This window comes from Calidifontimicrobium sp. SYSU G02091, assembly GCF_022631395.1.
GTDB classification, from domain to species: domain Bacteria; phylum Pseudomonadota; class Gammaproteobacteria; order Burkholderiales; family Burkholderiaceae_C; genus Calidifontimicrobium; species Calidifontimicrobium sediminis.
Window position 1 is genome coordinate 257,975 of the sequence record NZ_JALBGB010000001.1, and the last position, 23,166, is coordinate 281,140.

Below are 23,166 nucleotides of genomic sequence, written 5' to 3' on the forward strand. Positions count from 1 at the left end.
TGGGCTCTCAGCTGTTGGTGATCGCCGTCGCCGTCGTGAATCGGTTGGTGTCCTCACCGGGCGGCGTCCAGCGGATCTCGATCGTCACAGCCCCCGTCGCGGTGTTGACGGTGACGGTCGACTCGCCGCGCGGCAGCCGCGCAGCGACGAGACGCAGGTAGTCTTCGCAGGCCGCCTCGCATGCCGACGTGTCGTAGCCGGCCAGGTTGGCGCGGTCGGCCCACATGTCGCCGATCAGGCGCTGCGCGAGAAACGCCGCCTCGGCACGGAACGTCGACGAGGTCTGCGCGCGCGTCATCGACGCCTGCAGGCCGACGACACCGAGAATGCCGAACGCGAGGATAATCAGCGCGACCAGCACTTCGATCAGTGCGACGCCGGTCTGGCCGAGGCGCCGCGGAACACGTTGGGCCTTCACGTCGATCTCCTTGTCAGCACTTGCGGGGGTCGTCGGCGCTGGTGACCGCCGGGTCGCACATGCGGACGGTGCCGCCCAGGCCGATGACCAGGCGCAGCGCGCGGTAGTCGGCGCCCGGCTCGACGTGATCGATGTCGATCACGCCGATGCCGTCGGTGCCGACGACGCGGCCGAAACCGTTGAACGTGACGGAGCTGGCCTCGTCACCGCCGCTCGTCGTGGCGGCGACCGTGAACCGCCCGCCGCCGACGCCGCCCGCATGCGTTTCGACGATGCGCGGCGCGGCCGTGTCCGACGGCGCCGTGCCGCAATCGCCGGTCGGGTCGTCGAGGCTCACGACCCACGACACGCCGCTGTCCGAGGGCGCACAGCTGTCGTCCATCACGGCGGCGTTGGTCAGCGACACGAGCGTGAAGCGCACCGGCGTGTTGCGTCGCAGCGCCTCGCTGCGCGCGCGCTGCAGGCCCATCTGGATCGACGTGGCCGCATTGCGGATCTGCGTGTTGGCGATCCACGCACCGACGCTCGGCGCCACCGCCATCAGCAGCAGCGCGAGCACGGTGATGGTCACCATCAGCTCGATCACGGTGAAGCCGGCCGCCGGCCGGCCGCGGCCGCTCAGCATTCGTTGCCCCTCGCCAGCCAGCAGGACTTGTCCACGGCGCTGCCCTTGAACTTGGTCGTCCGCTGCGCGTTGTTGTGGTCGATCGTGTAGACGTGGCCGGAGACGGCGCCGTCGTAGCCGGTGGCCGTGACGGTGTAGCCCTGCCCGGCGTCGCTCAGCGCACAGCTGATCTCGAAGCGCTTGCCCTTGGCTTTGGTCCAGGCCGCGTCACCGGCGCATTTGGTTCCGGTGCCGTAGTTGCGGTTGTCCTGGTAGTACTGCTCCATCTTCACGCGTGCATCCGCCAGCGCCGCGAACGCTTCGGGCAGCTGGCCGCGTCGCACGTAGTCCTGGTACGAGGGCACCGCGATGCTGGCCAGGATCGCGACGACAGCCACGGCGATCATCACTTCGATCAGCGTGAAGCCGGCCTGCCGACACCGCAGCGCGGCCCGCCGACAGCCGCCCGTAAATGGAAATCGAGGCACGTGCACCGCACACCTCCTTCGTTGAGTTGGGCGGCAGAGTGCCGACGGCGAACGCCGCGCTGTGTGAGAAATTGGGCAGCGAAAACGGCCCAACTGCGCTATGGCGACGGGCGGCAGCGCAGGCGCCGACGAGCGGTCATCGGTGGGCGTCGCGCCGGGGCGACGCGACGAAACCCCCGTCGACGAACGGCGCGTTCAGGACGACTGGCGGCAGCGCATCGAACGACAAACGCCGCCACGAGGGCGGCGTCGAAACGGCCCGCCGCGCGCATCGCGCGGCTTGGCGGGTTCAGCGAGGCAGGTCGCTCGTGCCCATCAGGAACTCGTCGACGGCGCGCGCCGCCTGGCGGCCTTCGCGGATCGCCCACACGACGAGGCTCTGGCCGCGGCGCATGTCGCCGGCAGCGAAGACCTTGGGCACGTTGGTCGCGTAGCCGCCGGCGGCCTCGGTCGTGGCCTTCGCGTTGCCGCGGTTGTCCTTCTCGACGCCGAACGCGTCGAGCACGGTGCCCACCGGGCCGACGAAGCCCATCGCGAGCAGCACGAGGTCGGCCTTCCAGACCTTCTCGGTGCCCGGCACCTCGACCATCTTGCCGCCCTGCCACTGCACGTGCACCGTCTTCAGGCCCACGACGCGGCCCTTGTCCTTGCCGGTGCCGCCGATGAACTCCTTGGTCGCGATCGCGAACTCGCGCTGGCAGCCCTCCTCGTGGCTCGACGAGGTGCGCAGCTTGTACGGCCAGTACGGCCAGGTCAGCGGCTTGTCCTCGTGCTCGGGCGGCATCGGCATCAGCTCGAACTGCGTGACGCTGGCCGCGCCGTGACGGTTGCTGGTGCCCACGCAGTCGCTGCCGGTGTCGCCGCCGCCGATCACGATCACGTGCTTGCCGTCGGCACGGATCTGGCCTTTGACCTTGTCACCGGCGACGACCTTGTTCTGCTGGGGCAGGAACTCCATCGCGAAGTGGATGCCGTCGAGCTCGCGCCCGGGCACCGGCAGGTCGCGGCTGTTCTCGGCGCCGCCGGCCAGCAGCACGGCGTCGAACTCGGCGAGCAGCTGCTCGGGGCGGACCGTCTCCTTCGCCCAGTTCGTGACCTTGCTGCCCGCGGGCAACTCGCCGACGAGCACGCCGGGGCGGAACGCCACGCCCTCGGCCTTCATCTGCTCGAGGCGGCGGTCGATGTGCGACTTCTCCATCTTGAAGTCGGGGATGCCGTAGCGCAGCAGCCCGCCGATGCGGTCGTTCTTCTCGAACACGGTCACGTCGTGGCCGGCGCGCGCGAGCTGCTGCGCCGCCGCGAGCCCGGCCGGACCCGAGCCGACGATCGCGACCTTCTTGCCCGTCTTCGCCTTCGGCGGCTGCGGCACGACCCAGCCCTCGGCCCACGCGCGGTCGATGATCGCGTGCTCGATCGACTTGATGCCCACCGGGTCGTCGTTGATGTTGAGCGTGCACGCCGCCTCGCACGGCGCAGGGCACACGCGGCCGGTGAACTCGGGGAAGTTGTTCGTCGAGTGCAGCACGTCGATCGCGTGCTTCCAGTCGCCCCGGTACACGAGGTCGTTGAAGTCCGGGATGATGTTGTTGACCGGGCAGCCGCTGTTGCAGAACGGCGTGCCGCAGTCCATGCAGCGCGCGGCCTGCACCTTGGCCTCGGGCTCGGCGAGCCCGATGACGAACTCCTTCCACGTCTTGAGCCGCTGCGGCACCGGCTCGTAGCCCTCCTCGAGGCGCTCGTACTCCAGAAAACCCGTGACCTTGCCCATCGTCGTTCTCCTGTGGTCAGCGCCTCACTTGGCCGGCACCGGCTTGGTGTCGCTGCCCTTGGCCTTGGCGATCGTCGCCGCCGTCTCGGCGCGCGCCCCCATCTCGGTCAGCGCGCGCTTGTACTCGTGCGGGAAGACCTTGATGAACTTCGCGCGCGCCGCGGCCCAGTCGTCGAGGATCTCGCGCGCGCGCAGTGAGCCGGTCCACTTGTGGTGGTCCTCGATCAGCTTCTTCAGCAGCGCCTCGTCGGTCTGGCCCTTGTGCAGCGGGCCGCCCGCGGCCTTCTGCTCGTCGCTGGGCAGCACGCGCTCGAGCGCGACCATGCTGGTGTTGCAGCGCTTGGCGAACTGGCCGTCCTCGTCGTAGACGTAGGCGATGCCGCCGCTCATGCCGGCGGCGAAGTTGCGCCCGGTCTTGCCGAGCACGGCCACGGTGCCGCCCGTCATGTACTCGCAGCCGTGGTCGCCGGTGCCTTCGACGACGGCGGTCGCCCCGGACAGCCGCACCGCGAAGCGCTCGCCGGCCACGCCGCGGAAGAAGGCCTCGCCGCTGGTCGCGCCGTAGAGCACGGTGTTGCCGACGATGATGTTCTTCGTCGCGTCGCCGCGGAACTCGATCGACGGACGCACCGCGATGCGTCCGCCCGACAGCCCCTTGCCGGTGTAGTCGTTGGCGTCGCCGATCAGGTACAGCGTGATGCCCGGCGCGAGGAAGGCGCCGAAGCTCTGTCCGCCGGTGCCTTCCATCTGGATGAAGATGGTGTGGTCGGGCAGCCCCTCGGGGCGGTGGCGGATCAGCTCGCCCGACAGCATCGCGCCGACGCTGCGGTTGACGTTGCGCACCTCCTCCATGAACTGGACCTTCTCGCCGCGCTCGATCGCGGGGCGGCACTTCTCGATCAGCCTGACGTCGAGCGCCTTCTCGAGGCCGTGGTCCTGCGCCTCGCAGTGGTGGCGCGGCACGTCGGCCGGCACGTCGGGCTGGTGGAAGATGCGGCTGAAGTCCAGCCCCTTGGCCTTCCAGTGCGCGATGCCCTTGCGCATGTCGAGCAGGTCCGAGCGGCCGATCAGGTCGTCGAACTTGCGGATGCCCAGCTGCGCCATGATCTGGCGCGCCTCTTCGGCGACGAAGAAGAAGTAGTTGACGACGTGCTCGGGCTTGCCGGCGAACTTGCGCCGCAGCACCGGGTCCTGCGTCGCCACCCCGACCGGGCAGGTATTGAGGTGGCACTTGCGCATCATGATGCAGCCCTCGACGACGAGTGGCGCGGTCGCGAAGCCGAACTCGTCGGCACCGAGCAGCGCGCCGATCACGACGTCGCGGCCGGTCTTCATCTGGCCGTCGGCCTGCACGCGGATGCGCCCGCGCAGGCGGTTGAGCACCAGGGTCTGCTGCGTCTCGGCCAGTCCCAGCTCCCACGGCGTGCCGGCGTGCTTGATGCTGCTCCACGGGCTCGCGCCAGTGCCGCCGTCGTGGCCGGCGATCACGACGTGGTCGGCCTTGCACTTGGCCACCCCCGCGGCCACCGTGCCGACGCCGACCTCGCTGACGAGCTTGACGCTGACCGACGCGCGCGGGTTCGCGTTCTTCAGGTCGTGGATCAGCTGCGCGAGGTCCTCGATCGAGTAGATGTCGTGGTGCGGCGGCGGGCTGATCAGGCCCACGCCCGGCACGCTGTAGCGCAGGAAGCCGATGTACTCGCTGACCTTGCCGCCAGGCAGCTGGCCACCCTCGCCGGGCTTCGCGCCCTGCGCCATCTTGATCTGGATCTGGTCGGCGCTGACGAGGTACTCGGTCGTGACGCCGAAGCGCCCCGACGCCACCTGCTTGATCTTCGAGCGCAGGCTGTCGCCGTCCTTGAGCTCGTAGTCGGCCTCGATGACGTGCTTGCCGAGCACGTCGCTGACCTTGGTGCCGGCCTTGATCGGGATGCCCTTGAGCTCGTTGCGGTAGCGCGCCGGATCCTCGCCGCCCTCGCCGGTGTTGCTCTTGCCGCCGATGCGGTTCATCGCGATCGCGAGCGTCGTGTGCGCCTCGGTCGAGATCGAGCCGAGCGACATCGCGCCGGTGGCGAAGCGCTTGACGATCTCGCTGGCGGGCTCGACCTCTTCGATCGGGATGGCCTTGCTCGGGTCGAGCTTGAACTCGAACAGGCCGCGCAGCGTCATGTGGCGGCGGCTCTGGTCGTTGATGAGCTGCGCGTATTCCTTGTAGGTCTCGAACTTGCCGGCACGCGTGCTGTGCTGCAGCTTCGCGATCGCGTCGGGCGTCCACATGTGCTCCTCGCCGCGCACGCGCCAGGCGTACTCGCCGCCAGCGTCGAGCATCTGGGCGAGCACCGGGTCGTTGCCGAACGCGGCCTTGTGCAGGCGGATCGCCTCTTCGGCGACCTCGAACACGCCGATGCCGCCGACCTGGCTCGCGGTGCCGCGGAAGTACTTGTCGACGAACTCTTTCTGCAGGCCGATGGCCTCGAAGATCTGGGCGCCGCAGTACGACATGTACGTGCTGATGCCCATCTTGGACATGATCTTCGACAGCCCCTTGCCGACCGCCTTGATGTAGTTGGCGATCGCCTTCTCGGGCTTCAGGTCGCCGGGCAGATCCTGGTGCATCGCGACCAGCGTCTCGAGCGCGAGGTACGGGTGCACGGCCTCGGCGCCGTAGCCGGCGAGCACGGCGAAGTGGTGCACCTCGCGCGCCGAGCCGGTCTCGACGACGAGGCCGGCCGTCGTGCGCAGGCCCTCACGCACGAGGTGGTGGTGGACGGCCGACAGCGCGAGCAGCGCCGGGATCGCGACGTGGTCGCGGTCCATGCGGCGGTCGGTGATGATCAGGATGTTGTGGCCGCTGGCCAGCGCGTCCTGCGCCTCGGCGCACAGCGACGCGAGCTTGGCCTCGATGCCCTCGCAGCCCCAGGCCAGCGGGTAGACGATGTTCAGCTCGTACGACTTGAACTTGCCGTGCGTGATCTTCTCGATCGCGCGCAGACGCGCCATGTCGTCGAAGTCGAGCACCGGCTGCGACACCTCGAGCCGCATCGGCGGGTTGACGGCGTTGATGTCGAGCAGGTTCGGCTTCGGCCCGATGAAGCTGTTCAGGCTCATCACGATCGCCTCGCGGATCGGGTCGATCGGCGGGTTCGTGACCTGCGCGAACAGCTGCTTGAAGTAGTTGTACAGCGGCTTGCTGCGGTCCGACAGCACCGCCAGCGGCGAATCGTTGCCCATCGAGCCCACCGCTTCCTCGCCGGCGGCGGCCATCGGGCTCATCAGGAACTTGAGGTCCTCCTGCGTGTAGCCGAATGCCTGCTGACGGTCGAGCAGCGTCTCGGTGAACGGCAGCGGCGCGCTGTCGGGGTGCGGCACGTCGTCGAGCTTGATGCGCACGTTCTCGATCCACTGCCGGTACGGGCGCGCCGACGCAAACTGGTTCTTCAGCTCCTCGTCGTCGACGATGCGCCCCTGCTCGAAGTCGATCAGGAACATCTTGCCCGGCTGCAGCCGCCACTTCTTGACGATCTTGCTCTCGGGGATCGGCAGCACGCCCGACTCGCTGGCCATCACGACGAGGTCGTCGTCGGTCACGCAGTAGCGCGCGGGGCGCAGGCCGTTGCGGTCGAGCGTCGCGCCGATCTGCTTGCCGTCGGTGAAGACCATCGCCGCCGGACCGTCCCATGGCTCGATCATCGCCGCGTGGTACTCGTAGAACGCGCGGCGGCGCTCGTCCATCAGCTCGTGGTTCTCCCAGGCCTCGGGGATCATCATCATCGCCGCGTGCGCGAGCGGGTAGCCGGCCATCACGAGCAGCTCGAGCGCGTTGTCGAACGTGGCGGTGTCGCTCTGGCCCTCGAAGCTGATCGGGTAGAGCTTCTTCAGGTCGTCGCCGAGCACGGGCGACTTCATCACGCCCTCGCGCGCGCGCATCCAGTTGAAGTTGCCCTTGACGGTGTTGATCTCGCCGTTGTGCGCGACCATCCGGTACGGGTGCGCGAGCGGCCACTCGGGGAACGTGTTGGTCGAGAAGCGCTGGTGCACGAGCGCGAGCGCCGAGACGGCGCGCGGGTCCTGCAGGTCGCGGTAGTACTGGCCGACCTGGTTCGCCAGCAGCAGCCCCTTGTAGATGACGGTGCGGCAGCTCATGCTCGGCACGTAGTACTCGCGGCTGTGCGTGAGCTTCAGGCGCTGGATCGCGGCGCTCGCGGTCTTGCGGATCACGTACAGCTTGCGCTCGAGCGCGTCGGGGACGATGACGTCGGCGCCGCGGCCGATGAAGATCTGGTGGATCACCGGCTCCTTCGCGCGCACCGCCGGGCTCATCGGCATCTCGCGGTCGACGGGCACGTCGCGCCAGCCGAGGAGCACCTGGCCCTCGGCCTTGACGGCGCGCTCGAGCTCCTGCTCGCAGGCCAGCCGCGACGCGTGTTCCTTGGGTAAGAAGATCATGCCGACGCCGTACTCGCCCGGCGGCGGCAGCTCGACGCCCCGCGCCGCCATCTCGGCACGGTACAGCTCGTCGGGGATCTGGATCAGGATGCCCGCGCCGTCGCCCATCAGCTTGTCGGCGCCCACCGCGCCGCGGTGGTCGAGGTTCTCGAGGATCTTCAGGCCCTGCTCGATGATCGGGTGCGAGCGCTCACCTTTGATGTGGGCGACGAAACCGACGCCGCACGCGTCGTGTTCGTGCGCCGGGTCGTACAGGCCGCCGCGCGCCAGCGCGGCGCGTTCGTCGTCGGCGGACAGCGGGGCATCGGCCCCGGCATTGAGGTGACGCATGGCAGCCTCCGTTCGGTGCGATCGGGCAGGGTCCGCAAGCCTAATGCAGCGCAACATGAACCGCAAGCCAAATTAAATGGGGTCGGAGTTATTAAATAAGCAGCGCACCTGATCATTCAATAAATTGGGGACGGAGAGGTCTCAGGTACGCACGATCGTGCTCGACCCGCCAACCGCAGACGCCAAGGACAAGCAGGAACGATGCCGTGGACCGACCCGCGCCGCACGACGAACGGTCGGCGCGGGCCGAGGATTCAGCGCGATGCCGCGCCTGCGGGCGCCACCGCGCGCGGCGGACGGCCACGGCGGCGCCGCGTCACCGGTCGCCCCGCCTGCTGCTCGACCAGCGCGAGGAACGACGGCGGGCCGAGGGCCCAGCCGTGCCGCGCCGCGTCGTCGATGGCCCGCCGCTGCGCCAGCGCAAGGCCCGCGTCGAGACGGCGCCGCCACGCCATCTCGCGCTCGAAGGGCGTGTTGCCCAGCGCCCACAGCGGGGGGGGATCGGCCAGCAGCGGGTCGCGCTGCTGGCCGACGTGGTGCGCGGCACTGGACCAGGGCCACTGCGCAGCGGTCGCGGTCAACCCGGCGTCGACCGGCTTGGTCTCGACGTGCACCAGCACGTCGGCCAGTTGCGTTGCCGGATCGATCACGGTCGCGCGGTAGCGACCGTCCCACAGCGTGCCGCTGCGCCCGTGCCGGCGGTTGACCGCCGCGACGAAGCGTCGCCCGAGCGCCTGCATCGCACGGCTCAGGCCCTCGGCGGCGTCGGGCTGCACGACGAGCCAGGCCTCGGCGTCGAGCAGCGCGTAGCCGTACAGCAGCACGCCGTGCGCGCGCAGCACCTCGCCAAGTGCATGCAGGTAGGCCTGGCGGTCGACGTCGTCGGCGAACACCGCCTTGCCGTCGTGGCCGCGCTGCAACACGAGGTGCGGCACGCCGCCGACCGCCAGCCGCCGCAGCCGCGCCATCACCGCCTCCCGTCAGGCGTCGGCGAACACGGCGCGGCCGGTCAGCCGCTGGTGCTCGCGCAGTGCGAAGCGGTCCGTCATGCCGGCGATGTAGTCGGCCACGGCGCGCGGCAGGTCGACCGCCTGCGCGTAGTCGGCCGGCATCTCGGACGGCGCCGCCAGATAGGCGGCATAGAGTTCGCGCACCACCTGGCGCCCGGCATTGGTCTTCGCGACCACCTGGGGGTGGCGGTACAGCGCCTGGAACAGGAAGCGCTTGAGGGCGACGACTTCGGCGCGCGTCGCCTCGCCGAAACCCACCAGCGGCGGCGCGCGGCGCGCGGCATCGGCGTCGACCGGCGCCAGTTGCCGCAGGCGCTCGCCGGTGTGGTCGATGACGTCGTAGACGAGCTGCGACAGCAGCCGGCGGATCGTCTCGAACAGCAGCCGTCGCCCGGCGAGCCGCGGATGATCGGCGCGCGCCGCGGCGAGATAGCGCGCCACCAGCGGCACCGCCTCGAGCTGCTCGAGCGTCAGCAGCCCCGAGCGCACGCCGTCGTCGATGTCGTGCGCGCTGTACGCGATCTCGTCGGCGACGTTGACCAGCTGCGCTTCGAGCGAGGGCTGTGTGCCCTCGAGGAAACGGCGCGCGACGCCGCCGGGCTCGCGCGCGTCGAGCTCCTCGGCGCGGCGGCGCGTGCAGTGCTTGAGGATGCCCTCGCGCGTCTCGAACGTGAGGTTCAGCCCGTCGAAGTCGGGGTAGCGCTGCTCGAGGCGGTCGACGACGCGCAGGCTCTGCAGGTTGTGCTCGAAGCCGCCATGGCCGCGCAGGCACTCGTCGAGCGCGTCCTGCCCGGCGTGGCCGAACGGCGTGTGGCCGAGGTCGTGCGCCAGCGCGATGGCCTCGACGAGATCCTCGTTGAGCCGCAGCGTGCGCGCGATCGAGCGGCCGAGCTGCGCGACCTCGAGCGAGTGCGTCAGCCGCGTGCGAAACAGGTCGCCCTCGTGGTTCAGGAAGACCTGCGTCTTGTAGACCAGCCGGCGGAACGCCGTGCTGTGCACGATGCGGTCGCGGTCGCGCTGGTGGTCGTTGCGCGTCGGCGCCGGCGGCTCGGCGTGGCGGCGCCCGCGCGAGCGCGCCGGGTCGCACGCGTAAGGGGCCAGTGCGCCGGCGTGACCGCTCACGCGCTGCAGGCGGCGATCGTCGCGCGCACCGCGGCGTCGGGCGCCGGGCGCTGCACCGCACGGCCGACCTGGCCGCCGTCGGCCTCGATCAGCACGAAGCGGATCTCGCCGCCCTCGGCCTTCTTGTCGACGCGCATCAGTTCGACGAAGCGCTCGACGCCGATCGCAGCCGGCGCCGCGACCGGCAGCCGCGCACGCGCGACGACGCGGCGCATGCGCTCGACGAACGCAGTCGGCACGAGCCCGAGGCGCGCCGACAGGTCGGCGGCCATCACCATGCCGCAGCCCACCGCCTCGCCGTGCAGCCACTGGCCGTAGCCGAGCGCCGCCTCGATCGCGTGGCCGAAGGTGTGGCCGAAGTTCAGGATCGCGCGCAGCCCGCTCTCGCGCTCGTCGGCGCCGACCACCGCCGCCTTGATCTCGCACGAGCGGCGCACCGCGTGCGCGAGCGCCGCCTTGTCGCGCGCGAGCAGCGCATCGAGGTTGGCCTCGACCCAGTCGAGGAACGCGGCGTCGGCGATCGGGCCGTACTTGATCACTTCGGCCAGGCCGGCGCTGAGCTCGCGCTCGGGCAGCGTGTCGAGCACCGACAGGTCGGCCAGCACGCGCCGCGGCTGGTAGAACGCGCCGATCATGTTCTTGCCGCGCGGGTGGTTGATCGCCGTCTTGCCGCCAACCGACGAGTCGACCTGCGCGAGCAGCGTCGTCGGCACCTGCACGAACGGCACGCCGCGCATGTAGCACGCCGCGGCGAAGCCCGCGACGTCGCCGATCACGCCGCCGCCGAGCGCGAACAGCACCGTCTTGCGGTCGCAGGCGTGGACGAGCAGGTGGTCGAAAATCAGGTTCAGCGAGGTCCAGTCCTTGTACTGCTCGCCGTCGGGCAGGTCGACGTGCAGCACGCGCGCGTAGCGGCCCTCGAGCTGCGCGTGCAGCCGCGCGCCGTGCAGTGCCGACACGGTCGGGTTGCTGACGACGACCGCGGTGGCTGCGCGCGGCAGGCCCTCGTACGACGCGGGATCGTCGAGCACGCGCTCGCCGATCAGGATGTCGTAGCTGCGCTCGCCGAGCGCGATCGGCACGCGCACTGCCGGCGCGATGCGGCCGCAAGCGTGGGAGTCGGTGGACATGGCGCCGAGTGTACGGGCGCCTTGCGCCCCAACGCGACGTTCAGCGACCCTCGGGCTCGTCGCCGCCGCCGCGGGGCGTGCGCGGCGCGTTGATCGGCGACGGCACGCGCGCCGGGTCGACCAGACCGGCCAGCTCGAGCTGCATCAGGATCATGTGCACCAGCGCCGACACCGACGGACGCCCGGTGTCGATCGTGTAGTGCGCGGTGCGCCGGTACAGCGGGTCGCGCTCGCGGTACAGCTGGCGCAGCTTGAGCAGCGGGTCGCCGCCTTGCAGCAGCGGGCGCTGCGTGTCGTGGCGTAGCCGGCGCACCAGCTCCTCGGGCGTCGAGCGCAGGTAGATCACCGTCGTGCGCTCGCGCAGCGCGCGCCGGTTGGCCTCGCGCAGCACGACGCCGCCACCGGTGGCCAGCACGCTGGGCTTGCCCTGCGTCAGCACGTCGACCGCCTCCTGCTCGAGGTCGCGGAACGCCGCCTCGCCGTGCGACGCGAAGAAGTCACGGATCGTGCAGCCGATGACCGACTCGATCTCGTGGTCGGTGTCGCGAAACGGCAGCCCCAGCTGCCTTGCGAGGTGCCGCCCGACGGTGGACTTGCCGCCGCCGGGCATGCCGATGAGGCTGATGGTGCGGGGTGGAACCAAGGCTGCGTCCCGCCTGGCGTTGACGTGGCCGAGTATGCCCGACGCCGTTCGTCGCCCCGGGGCAACCGCCGGTCGCCAGTGCGCTGTCCGTTCGTCGCCGATCACCGGCCGGCCATCGAAAGCGGCGTTTTGACAGTGCATTTTTGCCTCATCGGCGCGAGGGGCGTTCCGACAATGCCGAGTACGAGCCACCTGCCGGCGCCCCTCTGGGATGGGGCCGTTGGCAGGTCGGGACCGATGACCCGCCGCACAGGACGACCGACTGCCATGCGCCCGCTGCACATCGACTTCGCCCACCTCCGCCGCCGGTCGACACGGGGCTTCACGTTGATCGAGGTCATGATCACGGTGGCCATCGTCGCGATCCTCGCCGCCGTCGCGCTGCCTTCGTATCGCGATTACGTGATCCGCGGTCGCATTCCCGAGGCCACGTCGCAGCTCGGCGCGCTGCAGGTGCGGCTGGAGCAGTTCTTCCAGGACAACCGCACCTACGCCGGCGCGCCTGCCTGCGCTGTGGACACGACGACGAGCCGGGTGTTCGACTTCCAGTGCACCGCCGCCGACGCCAGCGGCTACACGCTGCGCGCGCAGGGCAAGGGCGCGATGGCCGGGTTCACCTTCACGGTCAACCAGGCCGGCCAGAAGACGACGGCGAGCGTGCCCGACGGCTGGTCGACGCCCTCGCCGAACAACTGCTGGGTCACGCGAAGGGGCGGCGTATGCTGAGCCGGCGGCGGCCTGCAGCACGGGGCATGACGCTGATCGAGGTGCTGGTCGGCCTGACGCTGCTGGCCATCATCCTCGCGCTGGGCGCTCCGGGCTTCTCGACCTGGCTGACGAACAGCCGCGTGCGCACGACCGCCGAGTCGCTGCTCGCCGGCCTGCAGATGGCCAAAGCCGAGGCCGTCGCGCGTAACGCGCGCGTCCGTTTCCAGCTCGTCGACTCTCTGGGCGACAGCTGTGTCATCGACGCTGCTGGCGCGAGTTGGGTCGTCAACCTGGATCCGGCCAACGAGCCCGATGCCGTCGAAGGTGCGTGCAGCGCCGAACCATCCGACACCGTGGCGCCGCGCATCCTGCACACGCGGCCGGGCGCGGAGTCCGCCGCCATGACGCAGGTGACCGCCTCCGAAGCGACGCTGGTGTTCAACGGTCTGGGTCGTGTGACCCCGGTGCCGGCGGGCGACATCACGATCGACGTCACGGCCCCCGCGGCCGGCGACTGCGCCACCGCCGGCGGCGAGGTTGCGTGCCTGCGCATCGTTGTCTCGCCAGCGGGCCAGATCCGCATGTGCAACCCGAAGTTCGCGCTGCCCGATCCCCAAGGGTGCTGACATGAGTCCATCGCATCGACTGCGGCCGCAGGCCGGCTTCATGCTGATCGAGGTGCTGATCGCGGTGCTGGTCTTCTCGCTGGGCGTGCTGACCATCGTCGGGCTGCAGGCCGCGTCAGTGCAGCAGTCGACCAAGGCCAAGTACCGTGCCGACGCGACGCTGCTGGCCAACGACCTGGTCGGCCGCATGTGGGTCACGGACCGCAAGTTCGAGACGCTCAGCGAGAACTTTGCGACCGGCGGTGACGGTTACGGACAGTGGCTGGCGAGCGTCGCCGCGATGCTGCCCGGCGCCGCCGACAACCCGCCCGAGGTGACCGTCGAGTCGATCGAGGGCGGCGGTACCCCGCCGTCGGAGCCAAGCAGCCTGGTGACAATCACACTGCGCTGGAAGCCGCCGCAGGAACCGGCCGGGGACCCGCCGCACAGTCTGACCGTGGTCACCCGCATCAAGTAAGGAGCCGGCCGTGACCTGCACACCCAGCCTGCCGCGGCGTGCCCAGACGGGGATCACGCTGGTCGAGCTGCTCGTCGGCATCGTGCTCGGCATGGTCGCCGTCATCGTGATCCTGCAGGTGTTCCAAGTGTCCGAGGGATCGAAGCGCACGACGCTCGGTGGCGACGACGCACAGATCAACGGGGCGATCGCCCTCGCGGCGCTGCAGCGCGACCTTCGCCAGGCCGGCTACGGTGCCAGCGCCTTTGCCTTCATCGGCTGTGACATTGCGCTGCCGGGGGGTCGCAGCGTGCCCGCGATGGGGCCCGTGACCATCAACCATCCAGGCGTGCCCGCCGGTGACGCGAACACGGATACGCTGCTCATCGTCTACGGCAGCAGCGCGGGGTCACCCGAGGGCGACCGCATCAACCTGCAGCCGTCCACCGACACCTACGCTGTCGCGACCCCGACGGCGTTTCGCGCCGGTGACATCGTGCTCGCGGCTCCGGCGTCGCGGCCCGCGCCCTGCACCTTGACCGCGGAGGCGGTGACCGCCGTCACGGTTTCGCCGCCGTACGTCACGGTGGGCACCGGTATCGCGGGCATGGCCAATGGCACGCTGTTCAATCTCGGTCCGGCCCCGCGCGTGCTCGTTTACGCGGTGCGCGACGGCAACCTGACCGTGTGCGATCACATGGCGGCCGACTGCATGGATCCGGACCTGGCCAGTGACCGCAGCGTGTGGGTTCCGGTCAGCAGCAACGTGGTCAGCCTGCGCGCGCAATACGGGCGCGACAGTTCGGCGTCGATGGACGGCGTGGTTGACGTCTACGACCGCACGACGCCCGGCAGTGCCTGCGCCTGGGCGCGCACCTCGGCGCTGCGGCTGGCACTCGTGGCGCGTAGTGCGCAATTCGAGAAAGAGGCCGTCACGACGGCTTCTCCCGCCTGGGCCGGCAGCGCCGATGCGAACGCCGCGATCGACCTGGGCGATCTCCCCGACTGGCAGCGCTACCGCTACCGGACCTACGAGACGACGGTGCCGCTGCGCAACATGGCTTGGCAAGGAGTGCAGTCCGGATGCTGACCCCCGCCCCGCTCTACCGCCGGCGCGCCGCGCCGCCGCTGCGCCAGCAGGGTATCGTGCTGCTGGTGGCTCTCGTCGTGCTGATCGGCATGACGCTCGCTGGGCTGAGCCTGCTGCGCTCGGTGTTCACGAGCAACCGCATCGCCGGCAACCTCGCATTCCAGCAGGCTGCCACGCAGTCGGCCGACGTCGGCATCGAGACGGCGATCGCCTGGCTCGAGAACAACAACACCGGTACGACACTGCACCAGTCACGCGATGCCGCCGGTGGCGAGCTCGGCTACTTCGCACGCCGCGAGGATCCGGGGCCCGGCCAGTCGTGGGAAGACTTCTGGCAGCAGGTCCTCGTCGGCTCCAACCGGGTCAACGTGCTGCCTCCCGATGCCGCCGGCAACACCGTTGCATTCGTGATTCACCGGCTGTGCAACTCGGTCGGCGATCCGCTGGCCGGCGCACGCTGCGAAACGTCGCCGCTGACGAAGAACGAAGGCAACAGCCAGACGGCGCTCAGCCCCGCCTTCAGTGCACCGCAGCAGCAGTACTACCGCATCACGGCGCGGGTCAGTGGCCCGCGCAACACGCTGAGCTACGTGCAGGTCGTCGTCGCGATGTGATGCAACGCACAACGGCCCGAGAACGACATTTGAGGACACCATGAACGTCTTGCGCCAGATTGACAGGTATGCCGTCACGGCGCTGGCCGGCCTCGTGCTGGTCGGCGCCGGAATACCCGCAAGCGCGGTCGACATCTCGCCGGTTCCACTGGTCACGTCGGCGGGCGCATCCGTCAAGCCCAACATGCTGTTCATCCTCGACGACTCGGGCAGCATGGACTGGGACTACATGCCCGACTGGGTCAACGACAACTTCTGCCGCGCCGGCGGCGCGACGGCGACGAACAGCGGAACCTGGAACCGTGCTTGCTGCCAAAACGACGCGGGCAGCGGCAGCGGCAGCAACGCCTGCTGGCGCAGCAGCAACTTCGCCTCGAACCCGGTTTTTGGTACCTGGCGCGGTCATCCACCGTACCTGGCCAGCGCGTTCAACGGCGTCGCCTACAACCCTGCGGTGCGCTATCAGCCGCCGCTGGACGCCAACGGCAACCCATACCCGAGCATGACGGCGTCGAACACGGCCGGGTGGACCAGCGTCCGCAACGACCACTACAACGTCCAGTTCACGTCGTCGATCAACCTGCTGACGCAGTTCCCCGACACGGCCTGGTGCACCGACACCACCTACACCGACTGCCTGCGCAACGGCAACTACGTGCTGCCGGGCACCGTCAACGGCAAGAGCTACACGACGTACCGCCCCACGGTGGCCATTGGCACCGGGCTGATCGCCGTCGGCGCACCCAACGCGGCGACGACGCAGTGGCGCACATTCGGCCCGCACTACTACACGATCGTGCCCGGCGAGTACTGCACCGACACGACGCTGCGCAACTGCCAGGCGACCGCGTCGGCCACCCACCCGGTGCCGGCCTACGTGCGCTGGTGCAACAGCGACGCCAACGCGCGCGCCGCGACGCCAGCCGCCGGTTCCTGCCAGGCCGTGCGCACTGCGACATACAACCAAGTGCGCTACCCGACGAAGTTCGCGACACCTGGCACCGCTCCCGTACCGGCCACGCCGGGCTCGGGGGCGAAGGCGACGTTCACGATCAACAGCCTGAGCTGCAACGTCACGGTCAGCGCCGTGACCGTCAACGGCGTCAATCTGCTGGCGTCGAACACCGTCACCACGAATAACCGCGATGCGCTTGGCAATTCGATCCGTGATCGGATCAACGGTAAGGGTACCGGATACACGGCGATCACCACGAACGGCGGACGCACGGTGACGATCACCGCGCCAGTGGCCGCCGGCAACATCAGCTACGCGGTGAGTTTCACGCGCACCGGCGCCTGTTTCGGCACCAATCCGACGACGCCGGTGTTTTCGGGCTACGTTGCGCCCACTCCGGAAATCCCCGGGACGCCAGCCGGTTTCGCCGGCCGTTTCGAGCGTATCGACATCGTCCCGTCGGTCACCAGCTACCCGAAAGCCCCGACGCGCACCGACTGCGCCGGTGGCACGTGCACCTACGAAGAAGAAATGACCAACTTCGCGAACTGGTGGACGTACTACCGCACGCGCATGCAAATGATGAAGACGTCGGCCAGCATCGCGTTTGCGCCCGTCTCCGACCAATTCCGCCTTGGCTACCTGAGCATCAACAACGCCACCGGCAGCGACTTTCTCAACCTCGACACGTTCGATGGCACGCACAAGTTCAACTGGTTCGACAAACTGCGCGCTGCCAGACCGAGCGGTTCGACGCCACTGCGCACTGCGCTGTCGCGTGCCGGCCGGCTGTACGCCGGGCAGCTCAACGGCCAGACCCTCAATGGGTCCACCGTTGTGGATCCGATGATGGTGTCGTGTCAGCAGAACTTCACGCTGCTGTCGACTGACGGCTATTGGAACGAGACGGCGACACCGCGGAGGATCAATGGCTCCGACGCGATCGGCGATGTCGATAGCTCGCTAGACCGGCCGTACCGCGATGGCACCAACACGTCGAATTCGTTGTCGGACGTTGCCGCGTATTACTACCTGACCGACCTGCGCACGCCCGAGCTCAGCAACTGCGCCGGTCCTGGCGGCGTCGACCTGTGCGAAAACAACGTGCCCACCGCCGGCGACGACGCCGCGCCGCACCAGCACATGACGACGTTCACTCTGGGACTCGGCGCGCCGGGCTACATGCTGTACGACCCGAATTACCGCACCGCGACCGGCGGCGACTACCATGCGGTCGCCAACGGCACCACGGCGAATCCTGCAGCCGGTATTTGCAGTTGGCAGGCCGCCGGCACCGTGTGCACCTGGCCGGCCCCGGTCAACAACACCGAGACGGCGATCGACGACATGTGGCACGCCGCCGTCAATGGCCGTGGCACTTACTTCGCCGCCACCGACCCGGCGTCGCTGTACACGGGCCTGTCGAATGCACTGGCACAGATCGACCGCGTCAAGGGCGCAGCGGCTGCCGCGACGACGAGCAACCCGAACATCTCGGCCGGCGACAACTTCCTGTACCTGTCGCGCTACGTCACCAACGAGTGGTCGGGCGAGCTGCTCGGCCGCCAGATCAGCGCCACCACCGGCGAGATCCTGACCAAGGACGAGGTCGATCCGACGACGGGCGAGAAGCTGCCGCTGGACAGCGACTGGTCGGCGCGCGATCTGCTCGACGGCAACTCCAGCCGCACCCTCTTCATGCACGACCCCTCGAACACGTCGACGGGCCGGCGCCCGTTCGACTGGGATCACCTGACGGCGACCGAACGGGCCTACTTCGGCCTGGCGCACATCACGGCGCCGGGGCAGGCTTTGAGCCAGTTCTGCACTTTCGGCAGCACCTGCCTGCCCCCTTCGGTGCAGAGCGCGGCGGCCGGCGAGCGGCTGGTCAATTTTTTGCGCGGCGTGCGCACCGACGAGGGCGAGGCCACGCAGCTCGACAAGCCCTTCCGCAAGCGTGCGCACCTGCTCGGCGACATCGTCAACTCCGAAGCGGTTTTCGTCGGCAAGCCGATGTTCAACTACGCCGACCCGGGCTACTCGGCGTTCAAGACGAGCATGATGACGCGCCAGGGCATGGTCTACGTGGGCGCCAACGACGGCATGCTGCATGCATTCAACGCCGACACCGGCGTCGAGGAATGGGCCTTCGTGCCGAGCATGGTGCTGCCCAAGCTGTACCGGCTCGCCGACAAGGACTACGCCAACCGCCACCAGTTCTACGTCGACGCCACCCCGACGGCGGGCGACGTCCAGATCGATGGCGCGTGGCGCACCATCCTCGTCGGTGGGCTCGGTGCCGGCGGCCGCGGCTACTATGCCCTCGACGTCACCGATCCGGCGTCACCGAAGGTGCTGTGGGAATTCACGCATCCGAATCTCGGCCTGACCTTTGGCCGCCCAGACATCACCAAGCTCAAGGACGGCACCTGGGTCGTGATCTTCGGCTCCGGCTACAACCACACGGGGGCGAGCCGGCTGTTCATCGTCGACGCCAAAACCGGCGTGCTGATCCGCACCATCACCACGAGCACTGGCAGCGGCCTGGCGCACGTGCGCAGCTGGGTCGACAAACCCGACGTCGACAACACCGTCAAGCGGGTCTACGGCGGCGACAACGACGGCAACCTGTGGCGCTTCGACGTCAACGGCGACATCGACCCCGCGGGCCACGATGCCCACCTGCTGGCCACGCTGCGTGGCCCAGCCGGTAACGTGCAGCCGCTCACGGCGCGTCCCGAACTCGGCCTGGTCGCGGGCCGGGCCGTGGTCTTCGTGGGTACCGGCCGCTATCTGGGTACGCCCGATCTCACGGACGACAGCCCCCAGAGCATCTATGCGATCGAGGACCCGCTCGACGGCACGACCCACCACAACCCGCGCACCCTGCCGACGTTCGTCAATCAAACGCTGTCTGCCGGCACCTGCCCCAGCAGTGCGACGATCTGCACACCGGGCCAGGAAGTGCGCACCGGCAGCCATCATGTGGTCGACTTTGCCACCCATGACGGCTGGTACATCGACTTGCCGCTGACGCGCGAGCGGGCCAACACCGACCCGCAGCTGGTGCTCGGCACCCTTGTGATGACGACCAACATCCCTGAACAGAGCGCGTGCAGCGTCGGCGGAAAGAGCTACATCAACTTCTTCGACTACCGCACCGGCGCGCCGGTGGCAACCGCCACTGGCGTCGCCAGCGTGGCGCTCGGCAACGCGCTGGCCACCCGTCCGACCGTCGTGCGGCTCGAAGGCGGTGGCATCCGCGCACTGACGCGGCTGTCGAACGACCGCACCGTCGTATCACCGGTGCCGGTCTCGCTGCCCGGTGGCACGGCTCGCCGGCTCTCGTGGCGTGAGCTCGCCATCGAGGAATGACCCTGGCGGGTCTGTCTGGCGACGGGCGTCTGCCCATGCGCCAGACCCCTGGGCGTGGAGTCTGCTGAGCGCGCTCGCACTGCACGCGGCGGCTATCGCGCTGGTGCCCGCGCCAGGCACAGTGGCGGTCGTGCCCGATCCTGCGGCGCGCATGCCGCTCGAGGTGCGACACCTGGCCATCGCGACGCCAGCTGCTGCCGGCAAACCGCACGACGCGGTCGATGCGCGCCCCCAGCGCCCGTCGACGGCGGAGACTCCGAAAGCCGGTCCCGCAGAGGTCCCGCGGGGCGCCACGATCGGTGCAGAAGGTGCGGGGGGCGAGGCTGTCACCACCCGGCCACCCGACCGCGTGGTGTCCGAAGCCGTCCGCGAAGATTCATCGGCCGAGGTCACCGCCGGGGAATCGGGCTTCGTGCTGGCGGTGCCCGACGTGGCGATGCCCGGTCCGGTGACAGTGCTGCACCTCGCAGTTCGCGTCGATGCCACGGGCCATGTCGCCGCGCTCGAACCGCTCGACCCCGACGCGGCTGATGCCCTGGTCGATGCCGTGCGCGAAGCGTTCATCGGGCAGCCGTTGCCTGGCATCGGCGCGGCAGCGGTGACGGTGCCGCGTTGGCACCTGGAAGTTCGTTTTGTCGAAGGGTTGCCGAACGGCCAGTGGCGGTTGTGGCGTGCCTCGTAAAGTCTTTGCTGCCGGGGCTCTCCGCCAGCGTCTGTACCCAGTCATCCACCTGAAACCGGCGCAGCCAGGCACGAACTGGCCAGACGGCTCATGCCGCGACGGGCTCGGCCTTTCTCCTGTGGGTCACCACCGCACCGCGAAATGGCACGCGTCGTCGCCGCAGGCCTCGCAGGCGGTCTCGACGACGCTCGCGCGCGGGTGCACCAGCGCGCGGAACAGCCGCTCGAACGTCGCGGCGTAGAAGTCGCACGCGGGCACGTCGCTGGCGAGGCCGCGGCACATCGGGTTGTCGCGGATCGCGAGCCGCACCGGGCGCCCGGCCTCGGCGACGAACTCGCCGCTGCCGGCGAACGTCCATGCGTGGCGGGTGATCGCGCCGAGCAGCACGCGCGCGGCCAGCGTCGCTGGCAGCATCTTCAGCAGCGCCTGCACCGGCTTCGGGATGCGGTGCGCGAGCAGGTAGTCGCCGGTGCGCGTGCCGGCCTCGCGCGCGACCCGCGCCGCGGCCGCGGCGCCGAGCGACGCGCGCAGCACGGCGTGCAGCTGTGTGACCTCGGCTTCGTCGACCATCGCCTGCGGCGGGCGCTCGACGTAGGCGGCGAGCCCGGCGAGGCTGAACAGCCGCGCCGCGCCGTCGGCGCCCACCCGCTCGCGCAGCACCTCGGCCACGCGCGTGATCGCGTTCGGCCCGATGCGTGCGACGGCGGCGTGCTCGAGCACGGAGGCCACGACCGGCCCGCGCGCGCTCAGGCCGGCGCGCGCCGGTCCAGCGCGTCCATCTCGGCGTCGCTCAACTGGTCCTTGCCGCCGCCGCAGGCCGAAGCCTCCATCGCCGCGAGCGCCGCCGCAGCGATCTCCTCGCCCTTCTTGCGCTTCTTCATCTCGATCTTCGGCCCGTGCATCGTGACCCAGCCCTCGTCGGCCGCGGCGATCGCCTGCGCGTCGGGTCGCTCGTGCACGCGCGGGTCGGCGAACTTGAAGTCGACCTTCTTCTTGCTCTGCGGACCCCAGTAACCGACGCGGCCGAGGTCGTAGAAGGTGCGCTGCATGCCGCTCTTGGCGAAGGCCTTGAGGCACCCCATCAGGTACGCACGGCGCTCCTTGTCCTTCGTCCAGGGGTACTGGAAGAACGCCTTGTTCATGAAGAAGCGGCGGTAGTTGTGCATCACGCGGTCGAGCAGCTCGGCGCGGTCCATCGCGTCGGGCTTCATGATCGGCGTGACGAAGTTGTACTTCTCGAAGTCGAACACCTCGACCTTGTCGCCGAGCTCCTGGAACAGGTCCGAGAACGGCCATGGCGTGTACATCGCCCAGTTGGCCATGTCGGGGTTCCAGTCGCGCGCCATCTGGTACGTCTCCTCGAGCGTCTCGGCGGTCTCGTTCTCGAGGCCGACGATGAACTGCGCCTCGGTGACGATGCCGGCGTCCTTCAGCAGCTGGATCGCCTTCTTGTTCTGCGCGATCGTCGTCTCCTTGTTGAAGCGGTCGAGCTTGAGCTGCGCCGCCGCCTCGGTGCCGAGGCTGACGTGGATCAGCCCGGCCTTGCGGAACAGCGGCAGCAGCTTCTCGTCGCGCAGGATGTCGGTCACGCGCGTGTTGATGCCCCACAGCACGTCGAGCTTGCGCTCGATCAGCGCCTCGCAGAACTGGATGAACTTCCTGCGGTGGATCGTCGGCTCCTCGTCGGCGAGGATGAAGAAGCCGACGTCGTGCTCCTTGACCAGCTTCTCGATCTCGTCGACGACCTTCTTCGGGTCGCGGATGCGGTAGTCGCGCCAGAACTTCCACTGGCTGCAGAAGCTGCAGGTGAACGGGCAGCCGCGCGCGAAGTTGGGGATCGCCACCCGCCGGTTCATCGGGATGTAGATGTACTTGTCCCACTCGAGGATCGACCAGTCGGGCGTGATGCGGTCGAGGTCCTCGATCGGCGGCTCGGCGGCGGTGGCGACGACCTTGCCGGCCTCGCCCCGGCTCGTGTCGAGGTACGCGATGCCGCGCACCGCGCCGCGGTCGCGCGCCCAGGTGCCGTCGCCGACGGCGCGCACGAGGTTCAGGAACACCTGCTCGCCCTCGCCGCGCACGACGGCGTCGATCCACGGCGCTTCCTTCAGCACCTGCGGGTACATGAAGGTGCCGTGGATGCCGCCGAGCACCGTGACGATCGCCGGGTTCACCTCCTTGGCGATCTGCAGCAGCCGCTCGGCCTTGTAGATCGCTGGCGTGATCGCGGTCAGGCCGACGATGTCGGGCTTCAGTTCGGCGATCTTCGCGCGCACCTGGTCGTCGTCGAGGTGGTGCGTCATCGCGTCGACGAAGTGCACGTCGGTGTAGCCGCCTGCCTTCAGGGTGCCGGTCAGGTACGCGACCCACGCGGGCGGCCAGTTGCCGGCGATCTCGGCGCCGCCGGAGTGGTAGTTGGGGTGGATGAACAGCACGCGCATCGCGGCCTCCTCGCAGATCGAGTCCGACAAACGTTATGCCTGTGCGCAGCGCGGGACTTTGCGATGCGTCAATGAGACGAGACATCGCCACTGTAAGAAGTAGCTGACACGGCTGACATGTCGATGCGGTCCCTGCGCCCACCGTCGGCTGCGGCCGTGGCGGTTCGCGCCGCGGCGACGGACTCCTAGGGAAACGCTGATCAAGTTGCCGCAGGGGTAGCGATGCGGGCTGTACGGGCTTGGGCGGCACGATTTTGCTCGCTCTGGCGGCCCCTGCGGG

The 23,166-nt window shown here is 69.3% G+C and carries 18 protein-coding genes; 7 read left to right on the plus strand and 11 right to left on the minus strand.

The genetic code is table 11. From position 1 onward, the window contains the following. Nucleotides 1–7 precede the first annotated feature (7 nt). From pilV to MOJ79_RS01335, 9 genes are all read right to left on the minus strand, one after another. Complete coding sequence (gene pilV, locus MOJ79_RS01290; protein WP_241922514.1) at nt 8–418, minus strand: type IV pilus modification protein PilV; 411 nt, start codon at nt 416–418, stop codon at nt 8–10. A 13-nt stretch (nt 419–431) separates the two neighbouring features. Next, nucleotides 432–1,043: a GspH/FimT family pseudopilin gene (locus MOJ79_RS01295; protein WP_241922515.1), complete on the minus strand. Its 612-nt coding sequence runs from the start codon at nt 1,041–1,043 to the stop codon at nt 432–434. Further along, nucleotides 1,037–1,516 carry a type IV pilin protein gene (locus MOJ79_RS01300; RefSeq protein ID WP_336606306.1) on the minus strand — a complete coding sequence of 160 codons (480 nt, stop codon included), beginning with the start codon at nt 1,514–1,516 and terminating at the stop codon, nt 1,037–1,039. Before MOJ79_RS01300 ends, MOJ79_RS01295 begins: the two co-directional genes overlap by 7 nt. A 283-nt stretch (nt 1,517–1,799) precedes the next feature. Further along, nucleotides 1,800–3,278 carry a glutamate synthase subunit beta gene (locus tag MOJ79_RS01310; protein ID WP_241922516.1) on the minus strand — a complete coding sequence of 493 codons (1,479 nt, stop codon included), beginning with the start codon at nt 3,276–3,278 and terminating at the stop codon, nt 1,800–1,802. A 24-nt stretch (nt 3,279–3,302) separates the two neighbouring features. Continuing rightward, nucleotides 3,303–8,054, minus strand: a complete 4,752-nt coding sequence (locus MOJ79_RS01315) for a glutamate synthase-related protein (protein WP_241922517.1) — start codon at nt 8,052–8,054, stop codon at nt 3,303–3,305. Between the two features lie 254 nt (nt 8,055–8,308). After that, nucleotides 8,309–9,022 carry a transposase gene (locus MOJ79_RS01320; RefSeq protein ID WP_241922518.1) on the minus strand — a complete coding sequence of 238 codons (714 nt, stop codon included), beginning with the start codon at nt 9,020–9,022 and terminating at the stop codon, nt 8,309–8,311. A 12-nt stretch (nt 9,023–9,034) separates the two neighbouring features. Beyond that, complete coding sequence (locus tag MOJ79_RS01325; protein ID WP_241922519.1) at nt 9,035–10,186, minus strand: deoxyguanosinetriphosphate triphosphohydrolase; 1,152 nt, start codon at nt 10,184–10,186, stop codon at nt 9,035–9,037. Further along, complete coding sequence (gene aroB, locus MOJ79_RS01330; RefSeq protein WP_241922520.1) at nt 10,183–11,316, minus strand: 3-dehydroquinate synthase; 1,134 nt, start codon at nt 11,314–11,316, stop codon at nt 10,183–10,185. The genes MOJ79_RS01325 and aroB overlap by 4 nt, the downstream gene beginning before the upstream one ends. Nucleotides 11,317–11,356: 40 nt before the next feature. After that, on the minus strand, nt 11,357–11,926 hold the full coding sequence (locus MOJ79_RS01335) for a shikimate kinase (protein ID WP_241922542.1): 570 nt from the start codon (nt 11,924–11,926) through the stop codon (nt 11,357–11,359). Between the two features lie 300 nt (nt 11,927–12,226). Here MOJ79_RS01335 and MOJ79_RS01345 point away from each other — a divergent pair, with 300 nt between their 5' ends. From MOJ79_RS01345 to MOJ79_RS01375, 7 genes are all read left to right on the plus strand, one after another. Beyond that, on the plus strand, nt 12,227–12,685 hold the full coding sequence (locus tag MOJ79_RS01345) for a type IV pilin protein (RefSeq protein WP_272885347.1): 459 nt from the start codon (nt 12,227–12,229) through the stop codon (nt 12,683–12,685). Further along, nucleotides 12,679–13,293, plus strand: a complete 615-nt coding sequence (locus MOJ79_RS01350) for a GspH/FimT family pseudopilin (protein WP_259374240.1) — start codon at nt 12,679–12,681, stop codon at nt 13,291–13,293. Before MOJ79_RS01345 ends, MOJ79_RS01350 begins: the two co-directional genes overlap by 7 nt. A gap of 40 nt (nt 13,294–13,333) precedes the next feature. Beyond that, the gene (locus MOJ79_RS01355) at nt 13,334–13,750 is read left to right on the plus strand and encodes a hypothetical protein (protein ID WP_241922522.1); all 417 of its coding nucleotides are present in this window, start codon (nt 13,334–13,336) and stop codon (nt 13,748–13,750) included. A gap of 10 nt (nt 13,751–13,760) precedes the next feature. Beyond that, on the plus strand, nt 13,761–14,819 hold the full coding sequence (locus MOJ79_RS19070; RefSeq protein WP_241922523.1) for a PilW family protein: 1,059 nt from the start codon (nt 13,761–13,763) through the stop codon (nt 14,817–14,819). Further along, nucleotides 14,813–15,433, plus strand: a complete 621-nt coding sequence (locus MOJ79_RS01365; protein WP_241922524.1) for a pilus assembly PilX family protein — start codon at nt 14,813–14,815, stop codon at nt 15,431–15,433. Before MOJ79_RS19070 ends, MOJ79_RS01365 begins: the two co-directional genes overlap by 7 nt. 184 nt (nt 15,434–15,617) lie before the next feature. Further along, complete coding sequence (locus tag MOJ79_RS01370) at nt 15,618–19,763, plus strand: pilus assembly protein (protein WP_241922525.1); 4,146 nt, start codon at nt 15,618–15,620, stop codon at nt 19,761–19,763. A 130-nt stretch (nt 19,764–19,893) separates the two neighbouring features. Next, the gene (locus MOJ79_RS01375) at nt 19,894–20,445 is read left to right on the plus strand and encodes a hypothetical protein (protein WP_241922526.1); all 552 of its coding nucleotides are present in this window, start codon (nt 19,894–19,896) and stop codon (nt 20,443–20,445) included. 123 nt (nt 20,446–20,568) lie between these two features. Here the strand turns inward: MOJ79_RS01375 and bchJ are convergent, their stop codons facing one another. Continuing rightward, nucleotides 20,569–21,174 (minus strand): bacteriochlorophyll 4-vinyl reductase, encoded by a 606-nt coding sequence (gene bchJ / locus MOJ79_RS01380; RefSeq protein ID WP_241922527.1) that lies wholly within the window; start codon nt 21,172–21,174, stop codon nt 20,569–20,571. A 17-nt stretch (nt 21,175–21,191) separates the two neighbouring features. Further along, the gene (bchE, locus tag MOJ79_RS01385) at nt 21,192–22,886 is read right to left on the minus strand and encodes a magnesium-protoporphyrin IX monomethyl ester anaerobic oxidative cyclase (protein WP_241922528.1); all 1,695 of its coding nucleotides are present in this window, start codon (nt 22,884–22,886) and stop codon (nt 21,192–21,194) included. Between the last annotated feature and the right edge of the window lie 280 nt (nt 22,887–23,166).

What these genes read in the sequence shown, in the direction of transcription:
- bchE (WP_241922528.1), bottom strand. Translation starts at nt 22,886, where the DNA reads ATGCGCGTGCTGTTCATCCACCCCAACTACCACTCCGGCGGCGCCGAG.
- MOJ79_RS01310 (WP_241922516.1), bottom strand. Translation starts at nt 3,278, where the DNA reads ATGGGCAAGGTCACGGGTTTTCTGGAGTACGAGCGCCTCGAGGAGGGC.
- MOJ79_RS01350 (WP_259374240.1), top strand. Translation starts at nt 12,679, where the DNA reads ATGCTGAGCCGGCGGCGGCCTGCAGCACGGGGCATGACGCTGATCGAG.
- MOJ79_RS01335 (WP_241922542.1), bottom strand. Translation starts at nt 11,926, where the DNA reads ATGCCCGGCGGCGGCAAGTCCACCGTCGGGCGGCACCTCGCAAGGCAG.
- MOJ79_RS01370 (WP_241922525.1), top strand. Translation starts at nt 15,618, where the DNA reads ATGCTGTTCATCCTCGACGACTCGGGCAGCATGGACTGGGACTACATG.
- MOJ79_RS01295 (WP_241922515.1), bottom strand. Translation starts at nt 1,043, where the DNA reads ATGCTGAGCGGCCGCGGCCGGCCGGCGGCCGGCTTCACCGTGATCGAG.
- aroB (WP_241922520.1), bottom strand. Translation starts at nt 11,316, where the DNA reads ATGTCCACCGACTCCCACGCTTGCGGCCGCATCGCGCCGGCAGTGCGC.
- MOJ79_RS01320 (WP_241922518.1), bottom strand. Translation starts at nt 9,022, where the DNA reads ATGGCGCGGCTGCGGCGGCTGGCGGTCGGCGGCGTGCCGCACCTCGTG.
- MOJ79_RS01355 (WP_241922522.1), top strand. Translation starts at nt 13,334, where the DNA reads ATGCTGATCGAGGTGCTGATCGCGGTGCTGGTCTTCTCGCTGGGCGTG.
- MOJ79_RS01315 (WP_241922517.1), bottom strand. Translation starts at nt 8,054, where the DNA reads ATGCGTCACCTCAATGCCGGGGCCGATGCCCCGCTGTCCGCCGACGAC.
- MOJ79_RS01365 (WP_241922524.1), top strand. Translation starts at nt 14,813, where the DNA reads ATGCTGACCCCCGCCCCGCTCTACCGCCGGCGCGCCGCGCCGCCGCTG.
- MOJ79_RS01345 (WP_272885347.1), top strand. Translation starts at nt 12,227, where the DNA reads ATGCGCCCGCTGCACATCGACTTCGCCCACCTCCGCCGCCGGTCGACA.